The 15,564-nt window shown below is 73.4% G+C and carries 12 protein-coding genes; 5 read left to right on the forward strand and 7 right to left on the reverse strand.

What is annotated here, in order from left to right; all coding sequences use genetic code 11:
* Positions 1-46 precede the first annotated feature (46 nt).
* The 3 genes from MXD60_RS22715 to MXD60_RS22725 form a co-directional block, all read right to left on the reverse strand.
* On the reverse strand, positions 47-988 hold the full coding sequence (locus MXD60_RS22715) for a beta-ketoacyl-ACP synthase III (RefSeq protein ID WP_248821365.1): 942 nt from the start codon (positions 986-988) through the stop codon (positions 47-49).
* Positions 985-1,998 (reverse strand): ACP S-malonyltransferase, encoded by a 1,014-nt coding sequence (locus tag MXD60_RS22720; RefSeq protein ID WP_248821366.1) that lies wholly within the window; start codon positions 1,996-1,998, stop codon positions 985-987. The genes MXD60_RS22715 and MXD60_RS22720 overlap by 4 nt, the downstream gene beginning before the upstream one ends.
* A gap of 216 nt (positions 1,999-2,214) precedes the next feature.
* Positions 2,215-3,762, reverse strand: a complete 1,548-nt coding sequence (locus MXD60_RS22725) for a helix-turn-helix domain-containing protein (protein WP_518468494.1) — start codon at positions 3,760-3,762, stop codon at positions 2,215-2,217.
* 403 nt (positions 3,763-4,165) lie between these two features.
* Here MXD60_RS22725 and MXD60_RS22730 point away from each other — a divergent pair, with 403 nt between their 5' ends.
* Positions 4,166-4,372, forward strand: a complete 207-nt coding sequence (locus MXD60_RS22730; RefSeq protein ID WP_248821368.1) for an RNA-binding S4 domain-containing protein — start codon at positions 4,166-4,168, stop codon at positions 4,370-4,372.
* Positions 4,373-4,418: 46 nt separating this feature from the next.
* On the opposite strand, the gene MXD60_RS22735 is transcribed toward MXD60_RS22730, so the two are convergent.
* The 3 genes from MXD60_RS22735 to MXD60_RS22745 form a co-directional block, all read right to left on the reverse strand.
* Positions 4,419-4,943 carry a lytic transglycosylase domain-containing protein gene (locus MXD60_RS22735; protein WP_248821369.1) on the reverse strand — a complete coding sequence of 175 codons (525 nt, stop codon included), beginning with the start codon at positions 4,941-4,943 and terminating at the stop codon, positions 4,419-4,421.
* Between the two features lie 74 nt (positions 4,944-5,017).
* Positions 5,018-5,773, reverse strand: coding sequence for a tyrosine-protein phosphatase (locus tag MXD60_RS22740; protein WP_248821370.1), 756 nt, complete (start codon positions 5,771-5,773; stop codon positions 5,018-5,020).
* 87 nt (positions 5,774-5,860) lie between these two features.
* Positions 5,861-6,658, reverse strand: a complete 798-nt coding sequence (locus MXD60_RS22745) for an acetyltransferase (protein ID WP_248821371.1) — start codon at positions 6,656-6,658, stop codon at positions 5,861-5,863.
* 160 nt (positions 6,659-6,818) lie between these two features.
* Here MXD60_RS22745 and MXD60_RS22750 point away from each other — a divergent pair, with 160 nt between their 5' ends.
* A complete protein-coding gene (locus tag MXD60_RS22750) occupies positions 6,819-7,814 on the forward strand; it encodes an NAD-dependent epimerase/dehydratase family protein (protein ID WP_248821372.1) in 996 nt (331 codons plus the stop codon).
* A gap of 6 nt (positions 7,815-7,820) precedes the next feature.
* Here MXD60_RS22750 and MXD60_RS22755 read toward each other — a convergent pair whose 3' ends face one another.
* A complete protein-coding gene (locus tag MXD60_RS22755; RefSeq protein WP_248821373.1) occupies positions 7,821-9,827 on the reverse strand; it encodes a polysaccharide biosynthesis protein in 2,007 nt (668 codons plus the stop codon).
* 165 nt (positions 9,828-9,992) lie between these two features.
* Between MXD60_RS22755 and MXD60_RS22760 the strand changes: the two genes are divergently transcribed.
* From MXD60_RS22760 to MXD60_RS22770, 3 genes are all read left to right on the forward strand, one after another.
* Complete coding sequence (locus MXD60_RS22760; protein ID WP_248821374.1) at positions 9,993-11,744, forward strand: tyrosine-protein kinase domain-containing protein; 1,752 nt, start codon at positions 9,993-9,995, stop codon at positions 11,742-11,744.
* Positions 11,741-13,942, forward strand: coding sequence for a DUF4012 domain-containing protein (locus MXD60_RS22765; RefSeq protein WP_248821375.1), 2,202 nt, complete (start codon positions 11,741-11,743; stop codon positions 13,940-13,942). The genes MXD60_RS22760 and MXD60_RS22765 overlap by 4 nt, the downstream gene beginning before the upstream one ends.
* A gap of 98 nt (positions 13,943-14,040) precedes the next feature.
* Positions 14,041-15,432: a hypothetical protein gene (locus MXD60_RS22770; RefSeq protein ID WP_248821376.1), complete on the forward strand. Its 1,392-nt coding sequence runs from the start codon at positions 14,041-14,043 to the stop codon at positions 15,430-15,432.
* Positions 15,433-15,564 lie beyond the last annotated feature (132 nt).

Below are 15,564 nucleotides of genomic sequence, written 5' to 3' on the forward strand. Positions count from 1 at the left end.
CGCGGGACACCGTGTCACGACGTCATGGTGGTCGGGCACGGCATGGTCAGGGGCATCGCACGACCTGCCCGCAGAAGGTCAGTCCGGCGCCGAAGCCGAACAGCAGAACGGGGTCTCCCCGGCGGATCTCACCGGTTTCGAGCAGGCGGGCAAATCCCAGCGGGATACTCGCGGCAGAGGTGTTGCCCGAGTCGACCACGTCGCGGGCGACGACGGCGTTCGTGGCGCCGATTCCCGTCGCGAGTGCCTCGACGATCCGCAGGTTGGCCTGGTGCGGCACAATACCCGCGAGCTCTTCCGGTGCCACGCCGGCGCGTTCACAGATCTGCCGCACGGTCGGGACCAGCGAGATCGCCCACCGGAAGACCGCCTGGCCTTCCATGCGGAACATGTTGTCGTCGCCGCCGGGAACGCGGATGACGTCCGGCCGCGAGCCGTCGTGGCCCCACACCGCCGGCCCGATCTCGTCGGTCTCGGCCGGGCCGACCACGGTTGCGCCCGCCCCGTCCGCGAGCAGGATGCAGGTGGAGCGATCGTCCCAGTCGGTGTAGTCCGACAGACGCTCGGTGGCGACGACGAGCACGTGCCGCGCACCGCCCGCGCGGACCATGTCCGCGGCGGCGGACACACCGTAACTGAAGCCGGCGCAGCCGCCGTTGATGTCGAACGCGCCGGCGCGGCCGGCGCCCACCCGGTGGGCGATCTGCGGACCGGTGCCGGGAATCTGCGACGGCGCGGTGCACGTCGCACCGATGACCAGATCGATGGCGTCCGGGGTCAGACCGGCGGCGGCGAGTGCCTTCTCCGCGGCCGCGGCCCCCATGGCGACCGTGGTCTCCTCGTCGTCGGCGATCCGCCGGGTCGCGATGCCGGTGCGAGACCGGATCCACTCATCCGAGGTGTCCACCCGCTGGGCGAGTTCGTCGTTGGTGACGACCCGGGCCGGGCGGTACACGCCAAGGCCGAGCAGCCGGGCTCCGCCAGTCACGCCTGCACCCCCGCGAGCAGCTCGTCGTCCGCGGGCTGCCGTGGAGCTGGGTTGGCTGGTGGGAAGCGCAGGTACTGCTCGCCGACGTGCTCGGCGACAAGCTCGCGCGCGGCCGGCAGGTCATCCGGGCTCTTGACCGCCAGGATCCGCACGCCGGGCAGTTCGCGCCGGGCGATCCCCGCGAGGGTGCCGGCCGGCGGAAGCTCGATGACCGCGCTCACCCCGAGCTCGCGCAGCGTCGCCAGGCACAGGTCCCACCGCACCGGCGCGGCGACCTGGGCGACCAGCCGCGAGACGAGCTCGGACGGCTCGGTGATCTGCGTCCCGTCGGCGTTGGAGAGCGTGGTGACCAGCGGCGCGGCCGGCCGGATGCCACCCGCCACGGCGGCGAGAGCGTCGCGGGCGGGAGCCATGTGGTGGGTGTGGAAGGCGCCGGCGACCGACAGCGGGCGCAGCCGGACTCCTGTGGGCGGCTCCGCTGCCAGCCGGGCGAGGTCCGCGGCTGTGCCGGCGGCGACGATCTGGCCGGCGCCGTTGCGGTTCGCGGCGGTCAGGCCCAGCTCGTCCAGCTGGGCGGTGACGGTCTCCGGGTCCCCGCCGAGCAGGGCCGTCATGCCGGTCTGCGCCCGGGCGGACGCTTCGGCCATCGCGCGGCCCCGCAGCGCCACGAGGACCAGGGCCTCCTCCGCGGACAGGGCGCCCGTGAGCGCGGCGGCGGTGATCTCGCCGACGCTGTGGCCGGCGAGGACGAGAGACCCCGTGCCGACAGGCGCGGTGATCGTCAGCCCGAGCTGCTCGGCGGCGAGCAGTCCGCTGGCGACGATCAGCGGCTGGGCGATTGCGGTGTCGCGAATCGTCTCGGCGGGTGCCTCGCAGCCCACCTCCAGCAGATCGATGCCGGCCGCGGCCGACCACCAGCGCAGCCTGTCCTCTGCCCCGGGCAGGCCGCTCCACGCGGAGAGCTGTCCGGGGGTCTGCGCACCCTGTCCGGGCGCGAGGATCGCAAGCACGTCTCTACCTAACCCTTCGAGGGGAGTCCTTGTCGCTGGCGGCCACTCACCGATGTGCCGACCGGGTGTTGTAGGTGCCCTACAAATCGAGCTGACCCTGCCGGAGGTTCGTTCCCGCTGTGCGTATCGGCCGGGTTTCGGGCGACAGGCCAGTGAGGTGGCTAGATGTGACGGGCCTCGCACGTGTGCGGGCCGGTGCCGCGACAGAAAAGTTGATCATGGTTTCCCTGTAGATAACGTACCGTCGAGCCGGCCCAGGACGAGGGCGACGTGCAGGATGAAGCGCTCGCGGTGATCGACGGGATCGAGCCCGCAGACCTCGGCGGCCTTCCGGAGTCGGTACCGCACCGTGTTCGTGTGAAGGTAGAGCGCCCGGGCCGTGGCTTCCAGGGAGGAACCGAAATCCAGGTAGGCGCCCGCGGTCTCCAGCAGCGGGGTGCCGGCGTCGCGCAGCGGGAGATAGACCTCCTCGATGAGCGCGCGCCGGGCGTCGGCATCCCCGGCGAGGGCCAGCTCCGGCAGCAGCGCGCGGGCCAGCACCGGCCGAGGCGCCGCTGGCCAGGCGGCCACGACGTCGGTCGCGGCCAGGGCGATCCGGGCAGCCCGCGGTGCCTTGGTGAGGTCGTTGACCACCGGCCCGACGACCACCGGGCCTGGCCCGCACGCGGCCATCAGGGCCCGGGCCGCGTCGAGCTCGGTGTGCACCATGTTCGTCAGCCCGCGCCGGCGAGCCGCGCTGGGCGGCGGGTCGTCGCCGCCCGCGCCAGCACCGCCCGGCCCGGCGCCGCTGCCGGCGGAGCCTTTGGCGGCGCCGGTCGGGCGGGTCGCGGTGGCCGACCGCGGGCTGGCCTCGGCGCCGGCCAGGCCCGGGTCCGGCCCACCGGCCGGGGCGTCCTCCGGGCGGCCGATGCCGTCTCCCGCGGTCGCGAACCGCCCGCCGACGACCATCACCAGCCGCTCGTGATGCACCCCGGCGAGCACCTCGAGGCCGGCCAACCGGGCCAGCCGGTGCGCCTCGTCGACGACGACCTCCGGCGCGTCGCGGCCGGCGCGACCGACGATGACGGTGACGGCCGGCGGGTTGCGCCAGCCCACCGCGGCGGCCCGGGACGGCAGTGCGCGGTCCACCTCGCCGCGGACCACATGGTCGACGACCAGCGCCTCCAGCCGGGCGTCCCAGGCACCGCGCTCCTCGGCCGCCCGGGCGTAGACGACCGCGCCGGCGAACGCGATGTCGCGGGAGTAGCGCAGCACGTCGGCGAGCAACAGCTGTTCCTGGCCAGGGCCGGCGAGGTTCGGCACCTCGGCCTCGATCGCCTCCACCGCGACCCGGACGAGGTCGACCAGCCGGCGGAACGTCACCGCCCGCACGAGTTCGCGCGGCGCGACCCGGAAGACATCCTCGGACAGTTCCCGGGCGTGTTCCGGCCGCCGGCACCACTCGACGAACGAGGAGATGCCCGCCTGCACCACGAGTTGGATCCCGGCCCGGTGGCTCGCGGACATCGCGGGGAACCAGGGAAGGACCTGACCCATCCGGGCCGCGGCCCGGGACGCGAGCATCCCGCTCGACAGTTCGACCTGCCGGACCGTCTCCGCACTGGTGCCCCTCGACAGGACGGGCACGTCCGCGGAGGCATCCGCCGCGGTCGTGGCCGGGCGTGCCGAGCGCAGCTCGTCCAACCGCTGGATGCGCTGGTCGGGGAAGTCGTCCAGGGCGGGAAGCTCGCCTGGCGCCGCGGTGCCGAGGGGAGGAGTACGCACCCCCGCGCGTGGCGCCCGTGCGCGGGACGGGCGCCGCCGCGCCGTTGTCTCGTCCTGGGCTGTCGTCTCGTCCTGGGCTGTCGTCTCGTCCTGGGCCGTTGTCTCGTCCTTCGTCGTCGTCTTGCCGCGCTTCGTCGTCCCGCCCTGTGCCGTGGCGTCGGGCGGCGCAGCCGAACGCGGGACGGTGCCGGCGCGCCGCGTGGACGGCCAGGATCCGGTCGCCGGCGCGGGTGTAGGGGAGGGCTCGCCATCCGGGTTGGCCCGGTCCGGCGGATCCGAGGTATCACCTGCCACGCCCGCCAGCATGCCTCAGCGCCGCGCCGGGCAGGGGGATTGCCGACACCGGGGAGGCGATCGGTGGGCCACCGGCCACCCGACGTCGGCGACCCGGGATGCTGGGGGTATGCGTGAGGTGAGCATTCAGGGTGACGGGATACGGCTGGGGCAGTTCCTCAAGCTCGCTGATGTCGTCGGTGTCGGCTCGGACGTCAAGGGTCTGCTGACCGGTGGTCTGGTGCGGGTCAACGGTGAGGTCGAGAGTCGTCGGGGACGCCAGCTCGCCCCCGGCGACGAGGTCCAGGTGGCGGGGGAGCAGCTGCGGGTCTCCTGACCGTCGGCGTGCCCGTCCCGAAGTAGCGGGTGGGCGGGGGCAGGCGTCAGAGCTGGTCGGCGAAGGCCGCTGCCCAGGTGTTCACCCGGCTGACGTAGGTCCGGGTCTCGTCGATGTCGGGTACGCCGCCGGCCGCACGCACCGCGTCCGGGCCGGCGTTGTACGCCGCGAGGACGAGCGAGACGCGGTCGCCGGGCAGGTGCTCCACCAGCCGCGCCAGTGTCGACTCGTAGCGGGCGGCGGACGGGATGGCGTCGCGTGGATCCATCGGGTCGGCCCGGCCGTCGTGGTTGCCGTCGATGCCGAAGTCAGCCCAGGTGGACGGGAGGAACTGCATCATGCCGCGGGCGCCGGCGCGCGACACCGCCTGCGCGTCGAACTTGCTCTCCACCCGTGCCTGGGCGGCGAGCTGGGCGGCGGTGAGCAGGCCGTAGGTGGCTGCGGCCGCCTGGAACACGGGTATCAGGTCGTCGGGGACATGGTGGGTCTCCCGCCGCAGGCCGCAGCCGGCTACCAGCGCGACGACTGCCAACGCGGCCATGACGGCCCGTGCGGACACCCGACTGATCATCTACGTCCTCTCCGTGCCGGGCCCGTCGTGGCGCGGACCTGCCCGGCTCGCCGGCCGGCGCGGCCCGCCGGCCGCTAGCCGACCAGCCGCTGGCGCAGCGCCTGCAACTCCGGGTCGGTGACCCCGGCCTGGCGGGCCCAGGCCGCCGACCCGCCCCACGCGGCGTCCACGCCGTCGAGGAACCCGCGCATGACCTCGGGCCGGCAGACCAGTTCGTCGGCGGAGGCGGAGACCACTACCCGGCGGTACGACGGGCGGTCGGCGAGCCGTGCGTAGACGCGCGCGATCCGCTCGTTGGTCTGCGCGTAGTCGTCGATGATCGCGCTCTGCTCGACGCCGGCGATGTCGAGCACCAGGGCGGCGAGGACGCCGGTCCGGTCCTTCCCGGCGGCGCAGTGGAACAGGGCCGGTCCCGCGGCCGGACTGGCCAGCACCCGCAACGCCTGGGCCACGGCGTCCCCGGCGGAGCGCAGATAGTTCAGGTAGTGCTCGATGCGGTCGACGGAGTCGAGGTCCTTCACGATCGCGGGATAGCGCGGATCGTCGGGCATCACCCACTCGCCGGGCAGGAACGACAGGTGGTGGTAGTCGATGGGCTCGTCGGCGAGTGGGCCGCGCCCCTCGCGCAACGCCTCCTCCCTGGCCCGCAGGTCGATGATTGTCCGTAGCCCGAAGGTGTCCCGCAGAAGAGTGACGTCGTCGGCGGAGGCGGTCTGCACCGAGTCGGCCCGCAGCAGCGCACCGTAGCGCGTGAGCGAACCGTCGGCCGTCGGCAGACCACCGAGATCACGAACGTTGTCGCAGCCTGTGAGGTTAAACCAGCGATCCACATGCTGATCCTAGGGTGACCGGCACCATTTGTACGGGCCAAAGCTGGCGATTTCAATGATGGAACGCCGCTTTCCGATTGCTGCCGATCAGCCCGGTGCGTGCGTGTCCCGCCCGGCCAGGCTCGCGTCGTGCTGGTCCGACCCGAGCTGATCGGGTCCTGGCAGCTCACGCGTCGGCTGGGAACCGGGTGGCTGGGAACCGGGTGGCTGGGGTGCTGTTGGCTGGGGGGGTGCGGCGTTGACGGGGCGGGCCGGCGCGCCGGCGACGACCTCGGCCGCGTGGATGTCGTCGGTGACGACGGCGCCGGCGCCGACGACGGCCCGGTCGCCCACCTGCCGGTGCCCGACGATGCTCGCCTGCATGCCGATCCACACCTGGGCGCCGACCGCGACCCCGCCGGAGATCCGCGCTCCCGGCGCGACGGTGACGTAGTCGCCGAGTCGGCAGTCGTGGGCGACGCTTGCGGCGACGTCGACGACCACGTGCCGTCCGGTGCGGACGTTGGTGGTGATGCTGGCCAGCGCGCAGACCACGGTGCCCGGGCCGAGCCGGACGTCGCCGCCGAGGCTTGCCCGCGGATGGACCAGGGTGGCGGGGCGCCGGCCGTGGACGGAGGCGTACCGGTCGACGTGCTGGCGGGCGGCGGCCTCGCCGAGGCCGATCAGATAGTCGGCGTCGAGCCGGCAGAGCAGGTCGAGTCCGCCGAGCAGCGGCGCGCCGCGCCGGGCCACCGGGTCGGGGTCGGCGGATCCGTCGTCGAGGAAGCCGAGGAACGCGTAGCGGGCGGACGCGCCGGCCGCGTTGACCGCCTCGACGACGTCGAGCAGTTCCCGACCGTGGCCGCCGGCGCCCACGATCACCAGGGAGCGTGGCAGGTCGGGCACCGGGCGACCGTAGAGCGTTACCTCTATGTGTTCAACTCAACACTCAGAGTGTCCGATGGCGGGTCTGGTGATCGTGTCGTCGCCCGGAGCGTGGCGCACTGAAGGTGACCTCGAAGCGACTACTATCGGCATCCTTCTGACTTCGAAGGGTGATGAAACGGTGAAGGTAGTCGTGACGGGAGGTGCCGGTTTCATTGGCGCTCACCTGACCAGGGCCCTGCTCGGCGCCGGCGCCGAGGTGGTTGTGATCGACGATCTCAGTACCGGCGCGGTGTCGAACCTGACCGGCCTGCCGGTGAAGCTGGTGATCGGCAGCGTCACCGACCGCGCCACGGTCGAGGAGGCGTGCACCGGTGCGGACAGCGTCGTGCATCTGGCCGCCCGGCCGTCGGTGGAGCGTTCGCTGCTCGACCCGATGGCCACCCACGCCGTCAACGCGACCGGCACCCTCACGGTGCTCGACGTCGCCCAGCGCGCCGAGACGCACGTCGTCGTCGTGTCCTCGTCATCGGTGTATGGCGGGGCGGGCCCGATGCCGCGCGGGGAGGACGCGCCGTGCCGGCCGCGCAGCCCCTACGCGGCGTCGAAACTCGCCGCCGAGGGGTACGCGCTGTCCTACGGCGCCGCCTTCGACCTGCCGGTGCTCGCCGTGCGGTTGTTCAACGTCTTCGGGCCCTTCCAGTCGGCGGGCCACGCCTACGCGGCGGTGATCCCCACCTTCATCGAGGCGGCGCTCGCCGGCCGGCCGTTGACGATCCACGGCGACGGCCGCCAGACGCGCGACTTCACCTACGTCGCGGGCGTCGCCGGAATGCTGTGCGACGCGGCGCTGCGGCGGCTGAGCCATCCGCACCCGGTGAACATCGCCTTCGGTACGCGGACGGATCTGCTCACCGTCGTCGCCGAGCTGGAGCGGGCCCTCGGCCGTCGGCTCGAGGTCCGCCACGACGCGCCGCGCAACGGCGACGTCCGCGACTCCCAGGCGGCCACCGCCACGATGCGCGAGCTGTTTCCCGACGTGGTCGGGCCGGAGTTCCCCGACGCGCTGGAGGCGACGCTCGCCTGGTACTCCGAGCGGGGCCCGGCCGCGCCGGCCGACCACTCGGCCTCGGCCGGCAGCGGCGGAGCCGCCCCGGCCGCGCCGGAACGGCACTGACCACCGTCAACGGGTTGGTGTCTGGCGCCCGTCGGCGGCCCGTGCCACCGGCTGCCGGGGAATCAGGTCCGTGATCTGGCCGGCGGCCGCGGGGGCCTGGTCGGTGGCGGGGTCGCCGGTCGGCGTGGCGCCGCCTGCCGGGGTGGCGCCGACCAGCACCTGCTCACCCGCGAGCGCCGCGAGCTCGGCGAGCACCGTCGCCGGCGGCGCCCACGGGTCGAGGTCGAGTGCCCGGTTCGGATCCAGGGCGGGCACGTCCACGTGGGAGATGAGGGGATGGTGGGGCCGCTGGTCGGACTCGCCGGCGCCGAGCAGCTCCTCGTGCAGCTTCTCGCCCGGGCCCAGCCCGGTGTAGACGATCTCGATCGGCCGGGACTCCCGCGCCGCGAGACGCCGGGCCACGTCGTCGATTCGCACCGGCTCGCCCATGTCGAGGACCAGCGCCTCGCCGGGGGCGCCGAGGGCACCGGCCTGCAGGACGAGCTGGACCGCCTCGGGGATGGTCATGAAGTAGCGGGTGACGTCCGGGTGGGTGACGGTGATCGGGCCGCCGGCGGCGATCTGACTGGCGAAGACCGTCAGCACCGAGCCGTTGGACGCCAGCACGTTGCCGAAGCGCACGCTGACGAACGTGCCCGTCGCCTCGCGGGCCACGGCCGCGGTGAGCCGCTCGGTGATCCGCTTGGAGAAACCCAGCGCGCTGGTCGGATTGGCTGCCTTGTCCGTCGAGATGTTCACCAGGCGTTCCACCCCGCAGGCCGCGGCCGTCCGCAGGATCGCGAGCGTGCCCCAGACGTTCGTCTTGACCGACTCACCGGGAAACCGTTCCAGCAGCGGGAGGTGTTTGAGCGCGGCGGCGTGGAAGACGACCTGCGGGCGGCGCTGCGCGAACAGCTTCGTCATCAGGTCGAGGTCGCGGATGTCGCCGAGCACGATCGCGTCGTCGTCGAGCATCGCCTGGCCCGTGATGGACAGCTGCACCGCGCGCAGGGCTGACTCGTCCCGGTCCAACATGATCAGTTCGGCCGGTTCGAAGGTGGCGATCTGGCGGCACAGCTCCGAGCCGATCGAACCGCCGGCACCGGTGACCAGGACGCGGCGCCCCACGAGGTAGCCGGCCGCCGCAGCCATGTCCGTGCTGATCTGTCGCCGGCCGAGCAGATCGGCCAGGTCGAGGTCGCGGATGTCACCCACGCCGACCCGGCCGTCGATGAGATCACTGACTCTGGGCAGGACCTTCACGGCGAGTCCGGCATCCTCGGCGATTCTGTTGACCTCCCGGAGCAGTTCGGCATCGGCGCTCGGGATGGCCACCAGCAGCGTGCGGGCCCCGGTGGCCGCGGCGACCGCGGCGATCGCGTCCCGTCCGCCACGCACCCGCACGCCGAACAGGCGCAGGTTGTGCAGCCGGGGGTCGTCGTCGAGCAACGCGATGGGGTAGTAGGGGCTGTCCTGGGTGCGCAGCATGGCGGCCAGGACGCTCTCACCGCCCTGGCCGGCGCCGAAGACGAGCACCGGCTCGGCCTGGTCGCGGTCCGGTCGGCGCAGCCGTTCCTCGAGCAGCCGCCACAGGTATCGCACGCCGAACATCACCACGAGTGTCACCGTGCCGCCCAGCGGCGGGACGCTCAGCGGCATCGGCCGCGGCGGGCCGAAGGCGGCGATGACGACGAGCAGCCCGACGATGGTCAGCAACACCGCCACGAGCAGGCAGAGCACTTCCTCGAAGCCGCCGAACCGGTAACGCCCCAGATAGAGGTGCAGGGCCGTGCCGAGGAAGTGGAGCAGGCAGACCGCGAGCGCGCTGATCACCCAGAACCCGAGGCTGGACAGCGCGCTGAGCGAGTAGTCGAACCTGCCGATCTGTGCCGCGGTAAGGCCGACGACCATCGCCACGCTGTCGAGGGCGATCTGCAACCCGACCCGTTGGCGGAGGTCGAGGCGCGACACGCGCCGCGCGAGCTGCGCTGTCCACCGGCCGTGGGCTGGGCCGTCTACTCTACGTCTCCACATGAGGCCATAGAGTAAGCGTAACGGAGAGTAAAATATTGACTACTCACCAGGTATGTTGGGGGGGTCCTCAATAACGGTGAGTGGTCGGAACGTTCATCCCGGGAGGGTGGTCGACGAGTGGAACTGCGCGACTATGTCCGCGTCCTTCGCCGCAGTTGGATGCTCATGTTGGCCTTTGTCGTGCTCGGCGGCGTACTCGCCGTCGCCGCGACCTGGCGGACCACGAAGCAGTACGCCGCATCGGTGACCATGGTCGTCTCCTCGCCGGACAGCACCGACGGCGCGGCCGGGGCCTACCAGGGGAGTCTGCTGTCCCAACAGCGCGTGAAGTCCTACGCCAACCTGGTGTCGAGTGACCGGGTGGCGGGCGCCGTCATCGACCGGCTGCACCTGAAGGCCACGCCGGAGGACCTGCGCGGGCACATCGTCGCCGCGGCGGTCCCGGACACGGTGCTGCTGAAGGCAACTGTGCGGGAGCGGGACCCGCGTCAGGCGCAGATGATCGCCGACGCGGTCGGCGCCGAGTTCACCCGCGCCGTCGCCCAGATCGAGGCGCCCTCGAACGACCAGCCGCCCTCGGTGCGGGTGAGTGTGTGGGAACGCGCGAAGCGGCCGGACTCGCCGGTCACGCCCCAGCCGACCCGCAACGTCGCCCTGGGCATCCTGCTCGGCCTGATCCTCGGGATCTCCGCGGCGATCATCCGGTTCCGCCTCGACACCAGCATCACCGGACCGGACGACGCCGCGGACGCCACCAACCTGCCCAACCTGGCGACGATCGGCTATGACACCGACACGGTGCGCCGGCCGCTCATCACCGAGGCCCGGCCGCACTCGGCCCGCGCCGAGGCCTTCCGCCAGCTACGCACCAACCTCCAGTTCGTCGACGTCGACGCCGGCCCGCGGTCGATCATCGTCACCAGCTCGCTGCCGGGCGAAGGCAAGACCACCACGGCCTGCAACCTCGCGATCAGCCTCGCGCAGAGCGGGCACCGGGTCTGCCTGATCGAGGGCGACCTGCGCCGGCCGTCGTTCGGCGCCTACCTCGGCGTCGAGTCCGCCGCCGGGCTCACCTCCGTGCTCATCGGCGCCGCCGATCTTGACGACGTGTTGCAGCCCTGGGGCGAGGGGCGGGTCGGCGCCGGCAAGGTCGAGGTGCTTGCCTCCGGGCCGGTCCCGCCGAACCCCTCCGAACTGCTCGGTTCCAAGAACATGGCGGAGCTCATCGAGCTGCTGCACTCCCGGTTCGACTACGTGCTCATCGACGCGCCGCCACTGCTGCCGGTCACCGACGCCGCCGTGCTTGCCACCCGCACCGACGGCGTGCTGCTGGTGGCCCGGGTCGGCCGGATCCGCCGCGAGCAGCTTCGCCGCGCCACCGACGCGCTGCGCGCGGTGGACGCCAGAATGGTCGGCACGGTGCTCAACATGGTTCCGACCAGGGGCCCGGATGCTTACTACTACGGCCAGTACAGCAGCTACGCGCCGCGGGGCCGACACGCCCGGGCGAGCGCCGAGCGTGCGGCGCTGAGTGCGGCGTCGGATGCCGGCGTCCGGCCGGCCCGGCCGGTCGGCGCCGGGCCGGACGGCTCCCCGCGCGCCACCCGTGAGGCCGGGGCGGTGCCGGCCGCCCGCAGGCCCGGCGAGGGCCGCCGGGCCAACCCGGCTGGATCCGGCCGGGGCAAGGCGGGCCCGAACCCGGCAGGCGGGGCGCGGACGGGCACCCGCGAGCCCGCCGGGGCGGCCGGAGCCGCACCGCGCGCCGCCGCCGACCCCAGCGGCCGCGGCATGCGGCGGGGCACGGCCCAGCCCGCTGACGGCGGGCGCCCGGCCGAGGCCACCGACGAATCCGCGTCACCCGAGTCCGGGACGGCGCCAGGCGGCCAGGCCGCCGCCCGGCCGCCGTCCGGTCGGTGACGGCTGGCGGGTCGGGGGACGAGACCAGCGCGGGTTCCGGCGACCGCCGGCCCGCTGACCCGGCGGCCACCGGCGCCATCCCGCGCCAGGCGGGAGCGCGCGCGGCGCCGGACGGCACCCAGCGCCACGCCGAGGCCCACAACGGTGCTGCGGGCACCCGCCCGGCCGGCCGACCGCCAACCGGGCTGCCCCGTCAGCCCGGCGCCGGTCGGCCGATCCGGCCGGGCACCATCGGCGCCGGGCGGGCGGCGCAGGACGCCGATCTCGTCGGCGCGCCAGCGCTCGGTGAGGTCCCGGCGGCTGGCCCGGCGGCTGTTTCCGGCACCGCGGCCGCGGCGGGAGACGGCACGCCCGCCGCCCCGGCGGGCGAAACCGGCGAGGGCGGGCCGCGGCGGCCCCAGGGGCGTCGGCGCTGGCTCGTCGGCGGTGGCGCGCTGGTGTTCGCCGTGCTCGTCGGCCTGGTCGGCTGGGTGGCGGTCCGCGGCCTGATGGCCCGTACGCAGCTCGACCAGGCCCGGTCCCGCATCGCCGCGCTGCAGCAGCAGGCACTGGCGGGACACCTCCCGCCGGACGCGGAACTGCGCGCGCAGGTGGCGGCGATCGGCGAACGGGCCCGGGCCGCCCGCTCGCTCACCGGGGACCCGGTGTGGTCGGCGTTCGGCCATCTGCCGTGGGCCGGCTGCCCGTTGCGCTCCGCGGCGGGTCTGGTCCAGGCCGTCGACACCGTGGCGGGCACCGGACTGCCGGCGGTCGCCGACCTCGGCAGCACGCTGAACCCGAGCCGCCTGCGGCATGAGATGACCGTTGATGTGGCCGCGCTGGCCGCGGCCCGCGCGCCGGCGCAGCGGGCGACGGCCGCCCTCGACACGCTGCGGGCCGCGGCCGAGCGGACTCCGGTGTGCGGCTGGACGGGTCGGGTCAGCGGCGTCGACGACGCGCGGGCGGAGCTGATCCACCGGGGCACGACGCTCTCCGGGGCCCTGGACAACGTGGCGCTGGCCGCGCGGATCGGGCCGGACATGCTCGGCGCCACCGGGCGGCGGCGCTACCTGCTGGTCGTCCAGAACCCGGCCGAGTCGCGGGCGGACGGCGGGATCATCGGCGGCTACGGTCTGCTGACGGCCGACCGCGGCAAGCTGTCGCTGGACGGCATCTCCGGGAACGGTTCGCTGCCGGGCGGCCCGACGCAGGCGAGCTCGACCGCGGACCTGCCCGCGCCGTTCGCGGCCCGCTACGGCTCGTTCTGGCCGGACCGGGTCTGGGCGAACGCCAACCTGACGCCCGACTATCCGACCGCCGGCCGCCTCTACACCGGCCTCTACCGGGCCGGAACCGGTATCGAGGTGGACGGGACCATCAGCGTCGACCCGACGACGCTGTCGTACCTGCTGGCCGCGAGCCGGCCCGCCGTCCTGCCCGGCGGTCAGGTCGTCACCGCGAACAACCTCGTCGACCTGGTCGAATCCAAGGTGTACGAGCAGGTGCCGACGGTGGACGGCCGGGACCGTTTCTTCGCGCAGGTGGGTCAGGCCGTCTATGCGTCGGTGGTGTCCGGCGCGGGCGACACCACCAGGCTTCTCACCGGACTCGCGAAGGCGGCCCGAGAAGGACGCCTGACCGTGTCAAGCAACCACGCCGATGAACAGGACGTGCTTTCGGCGACGGCCCTGGGGGGAGCGCTGCCCACGGGTAACGGTCCGTATCTCGCCGTCGTCACCCAGAACGCCGCGGCCAGCAAGCTCGACTACTGGCTTCGCCGGCAGACCACCTACCGCGTGCAGCGGATGCCGGGTGGCGCCGGGGCGGTCACCATCGTGATCAGGCTGACCAGCGTGGCCCCGGACCACCTGTCGGACTACGTGCGCAACCGGGAGGACGAGGCGCGTCCCAACGGTAACCCCACCGGCCAGAACAACATCTGGCTGTCGGTGTACACGGGGCGGGACAGCCTGTTCGCCGGGGCCAGCCTCGACGGCCAGCCGATCGGCCTGGCCACCGGGTCCGAGAACGGCCTGCCGGTGGTCTCCACCTACCTGACGGTCGACCGCGGCCAGACCCGGACCCTTGAGATCAAGGTGCTCGAACCGAAGGCGGGCCCCGCCCTCGCGGTCCGGCCGCAACCGCTGCCCGTGCCGGAGCGCCTCGACGTCGAGGGGGTACCGGTCACCTCTCCATGGTCACGCAGCGTTAGAAACTGACTGCGGAGGTCGTAGACACGGAGAGTAGTCGTCGATACTCTCCGTGTCGTCAATCGTTCATCTGCTTGACCTGATCATCTCGCAGGGAGAGTGCCTGTATGAAGTTCCGACCTCTCGGAGTCGCGCTGGTGGCAGGCGGCGGCGTGGCGCTAGCCGCCCTGCCGGCCTCTCCAGCCGCTGCACTCAACGACGACCAGCCCCTCATCAGCGACAACGCCTACCCGCCGGTCAGCTGCGCCGGTGCCACCGGCACGGGCACAGTCAGCAAGTCCGTGGTGCTCGCCGGCGAGAGCGTCGTGTTCAGCGGCTGCGGATTCGTCCCCGGAACCGCCGTCAGCATCGAGGTCAACGGCGTCCCACGCACGACCACGATCGCGGGCCACTCCGGTGCCTTCAGCGTCCCTCTGAACTTCCCGACCGCCGGCCAGCAGCACCTCTCCGCCTCCGGCAGGGGACTGCTGACCACGGGAACGACCGCGGTCGGGCCCGGAACGGGGAGGCCGCCCGTCAAGGACGCCCCGATCCTCGGTGACGACACCGGCGGCGGCCTGTTCGATGACAAGGATGGTCACGGCGGCGGCCTGTTCGATGACAAGGATGGTCACGGCGGCGGCCTGTTCGATGACAAGGATGGTCACGGCGGCGGCGGCCGGTACGACGGCGAGGACGCGCCGGTCCTCCTGCCCGCCCCAGGCACGGCGGCTGCCCCGGTGACCACGCCGGCCGGTCCGGCCACCGGAGGCGTCGCCGCGCCGGGTACCGGCGTTGTTCCCCCGGCGCCCGGCACCGCGCCGGCGCCGGCCCCCGTCGGTCCGGTCGTCCCGCCGATCAACATCGGCCTGGCCGCGTCGCTCGACCCGGCCGCGTCGTGGAGGCCGACGACACGCATCGTCACCGCGAACGTGCTGGTCATCGGCATTGACGAGGATGGCATCCACGGCCTGCCCTTCGACCCGCGCTGGATCCCCAACTTCATCGGCAGCTTCCTCGACAAGGACAAGGACCACGACAAGGACCACGACAAGGACGGCCACGGCGGTGGCGGTGTCGGCAACTGCTTCGGCAATGTCGGTGGTGACAGGGACGGCAAGGACGGCAAGGACAACTGGGGCGACAAGAACGGGACCAAGGACGCCCAGGCCTCCGAACTCAGCGACAAGGACGGCAAGGACGGCAAGGACTTCGCCGACAAGGACGGCAAGGACGGCAAGGACTTCGCCGACAAGGACCACAAGGACGGCGTGGACGGCAACGGCGTCCCGTGTGTCGTCGCCGGAGTAGGCGTCGGCGTCGTCGGCGGCGGCGGCGGTGTGGGTGCCGGCGCGGCTGCGCCCGGCGGCGGCGCACTGCCGTTCACCGGAGTCGAGACCGGGGCGCTGGCCTCGATCGCGGTAGCTCTGCTCGGCGGAGGCGCGCTGCTGCGGGTCGCCGCCCGTCGCCGCCGCATCGTCGGCGCGACCCCGGCCACCGTGACCAGGACCGAGGCCTGATCCAGGCCGGTCCCTCCCGGTGGGGGGGGCGGGGGCGGGGGGCCCCGCCCCCCCCCGCCCCCCCCCCCCCCCCCCCCCCCCCCCCCCCCCCCCCCCCCCCCCCCCCCCCCCCCCCCCCCCCCCCCCCCCCCC

The organism is Frankia sp. AgB32, assembly GCF_023243045.1.
GTDB lineage: Bacteria > Actinomycetota > Actinomycetes > Frankiales > Frankiaceae > Frankia.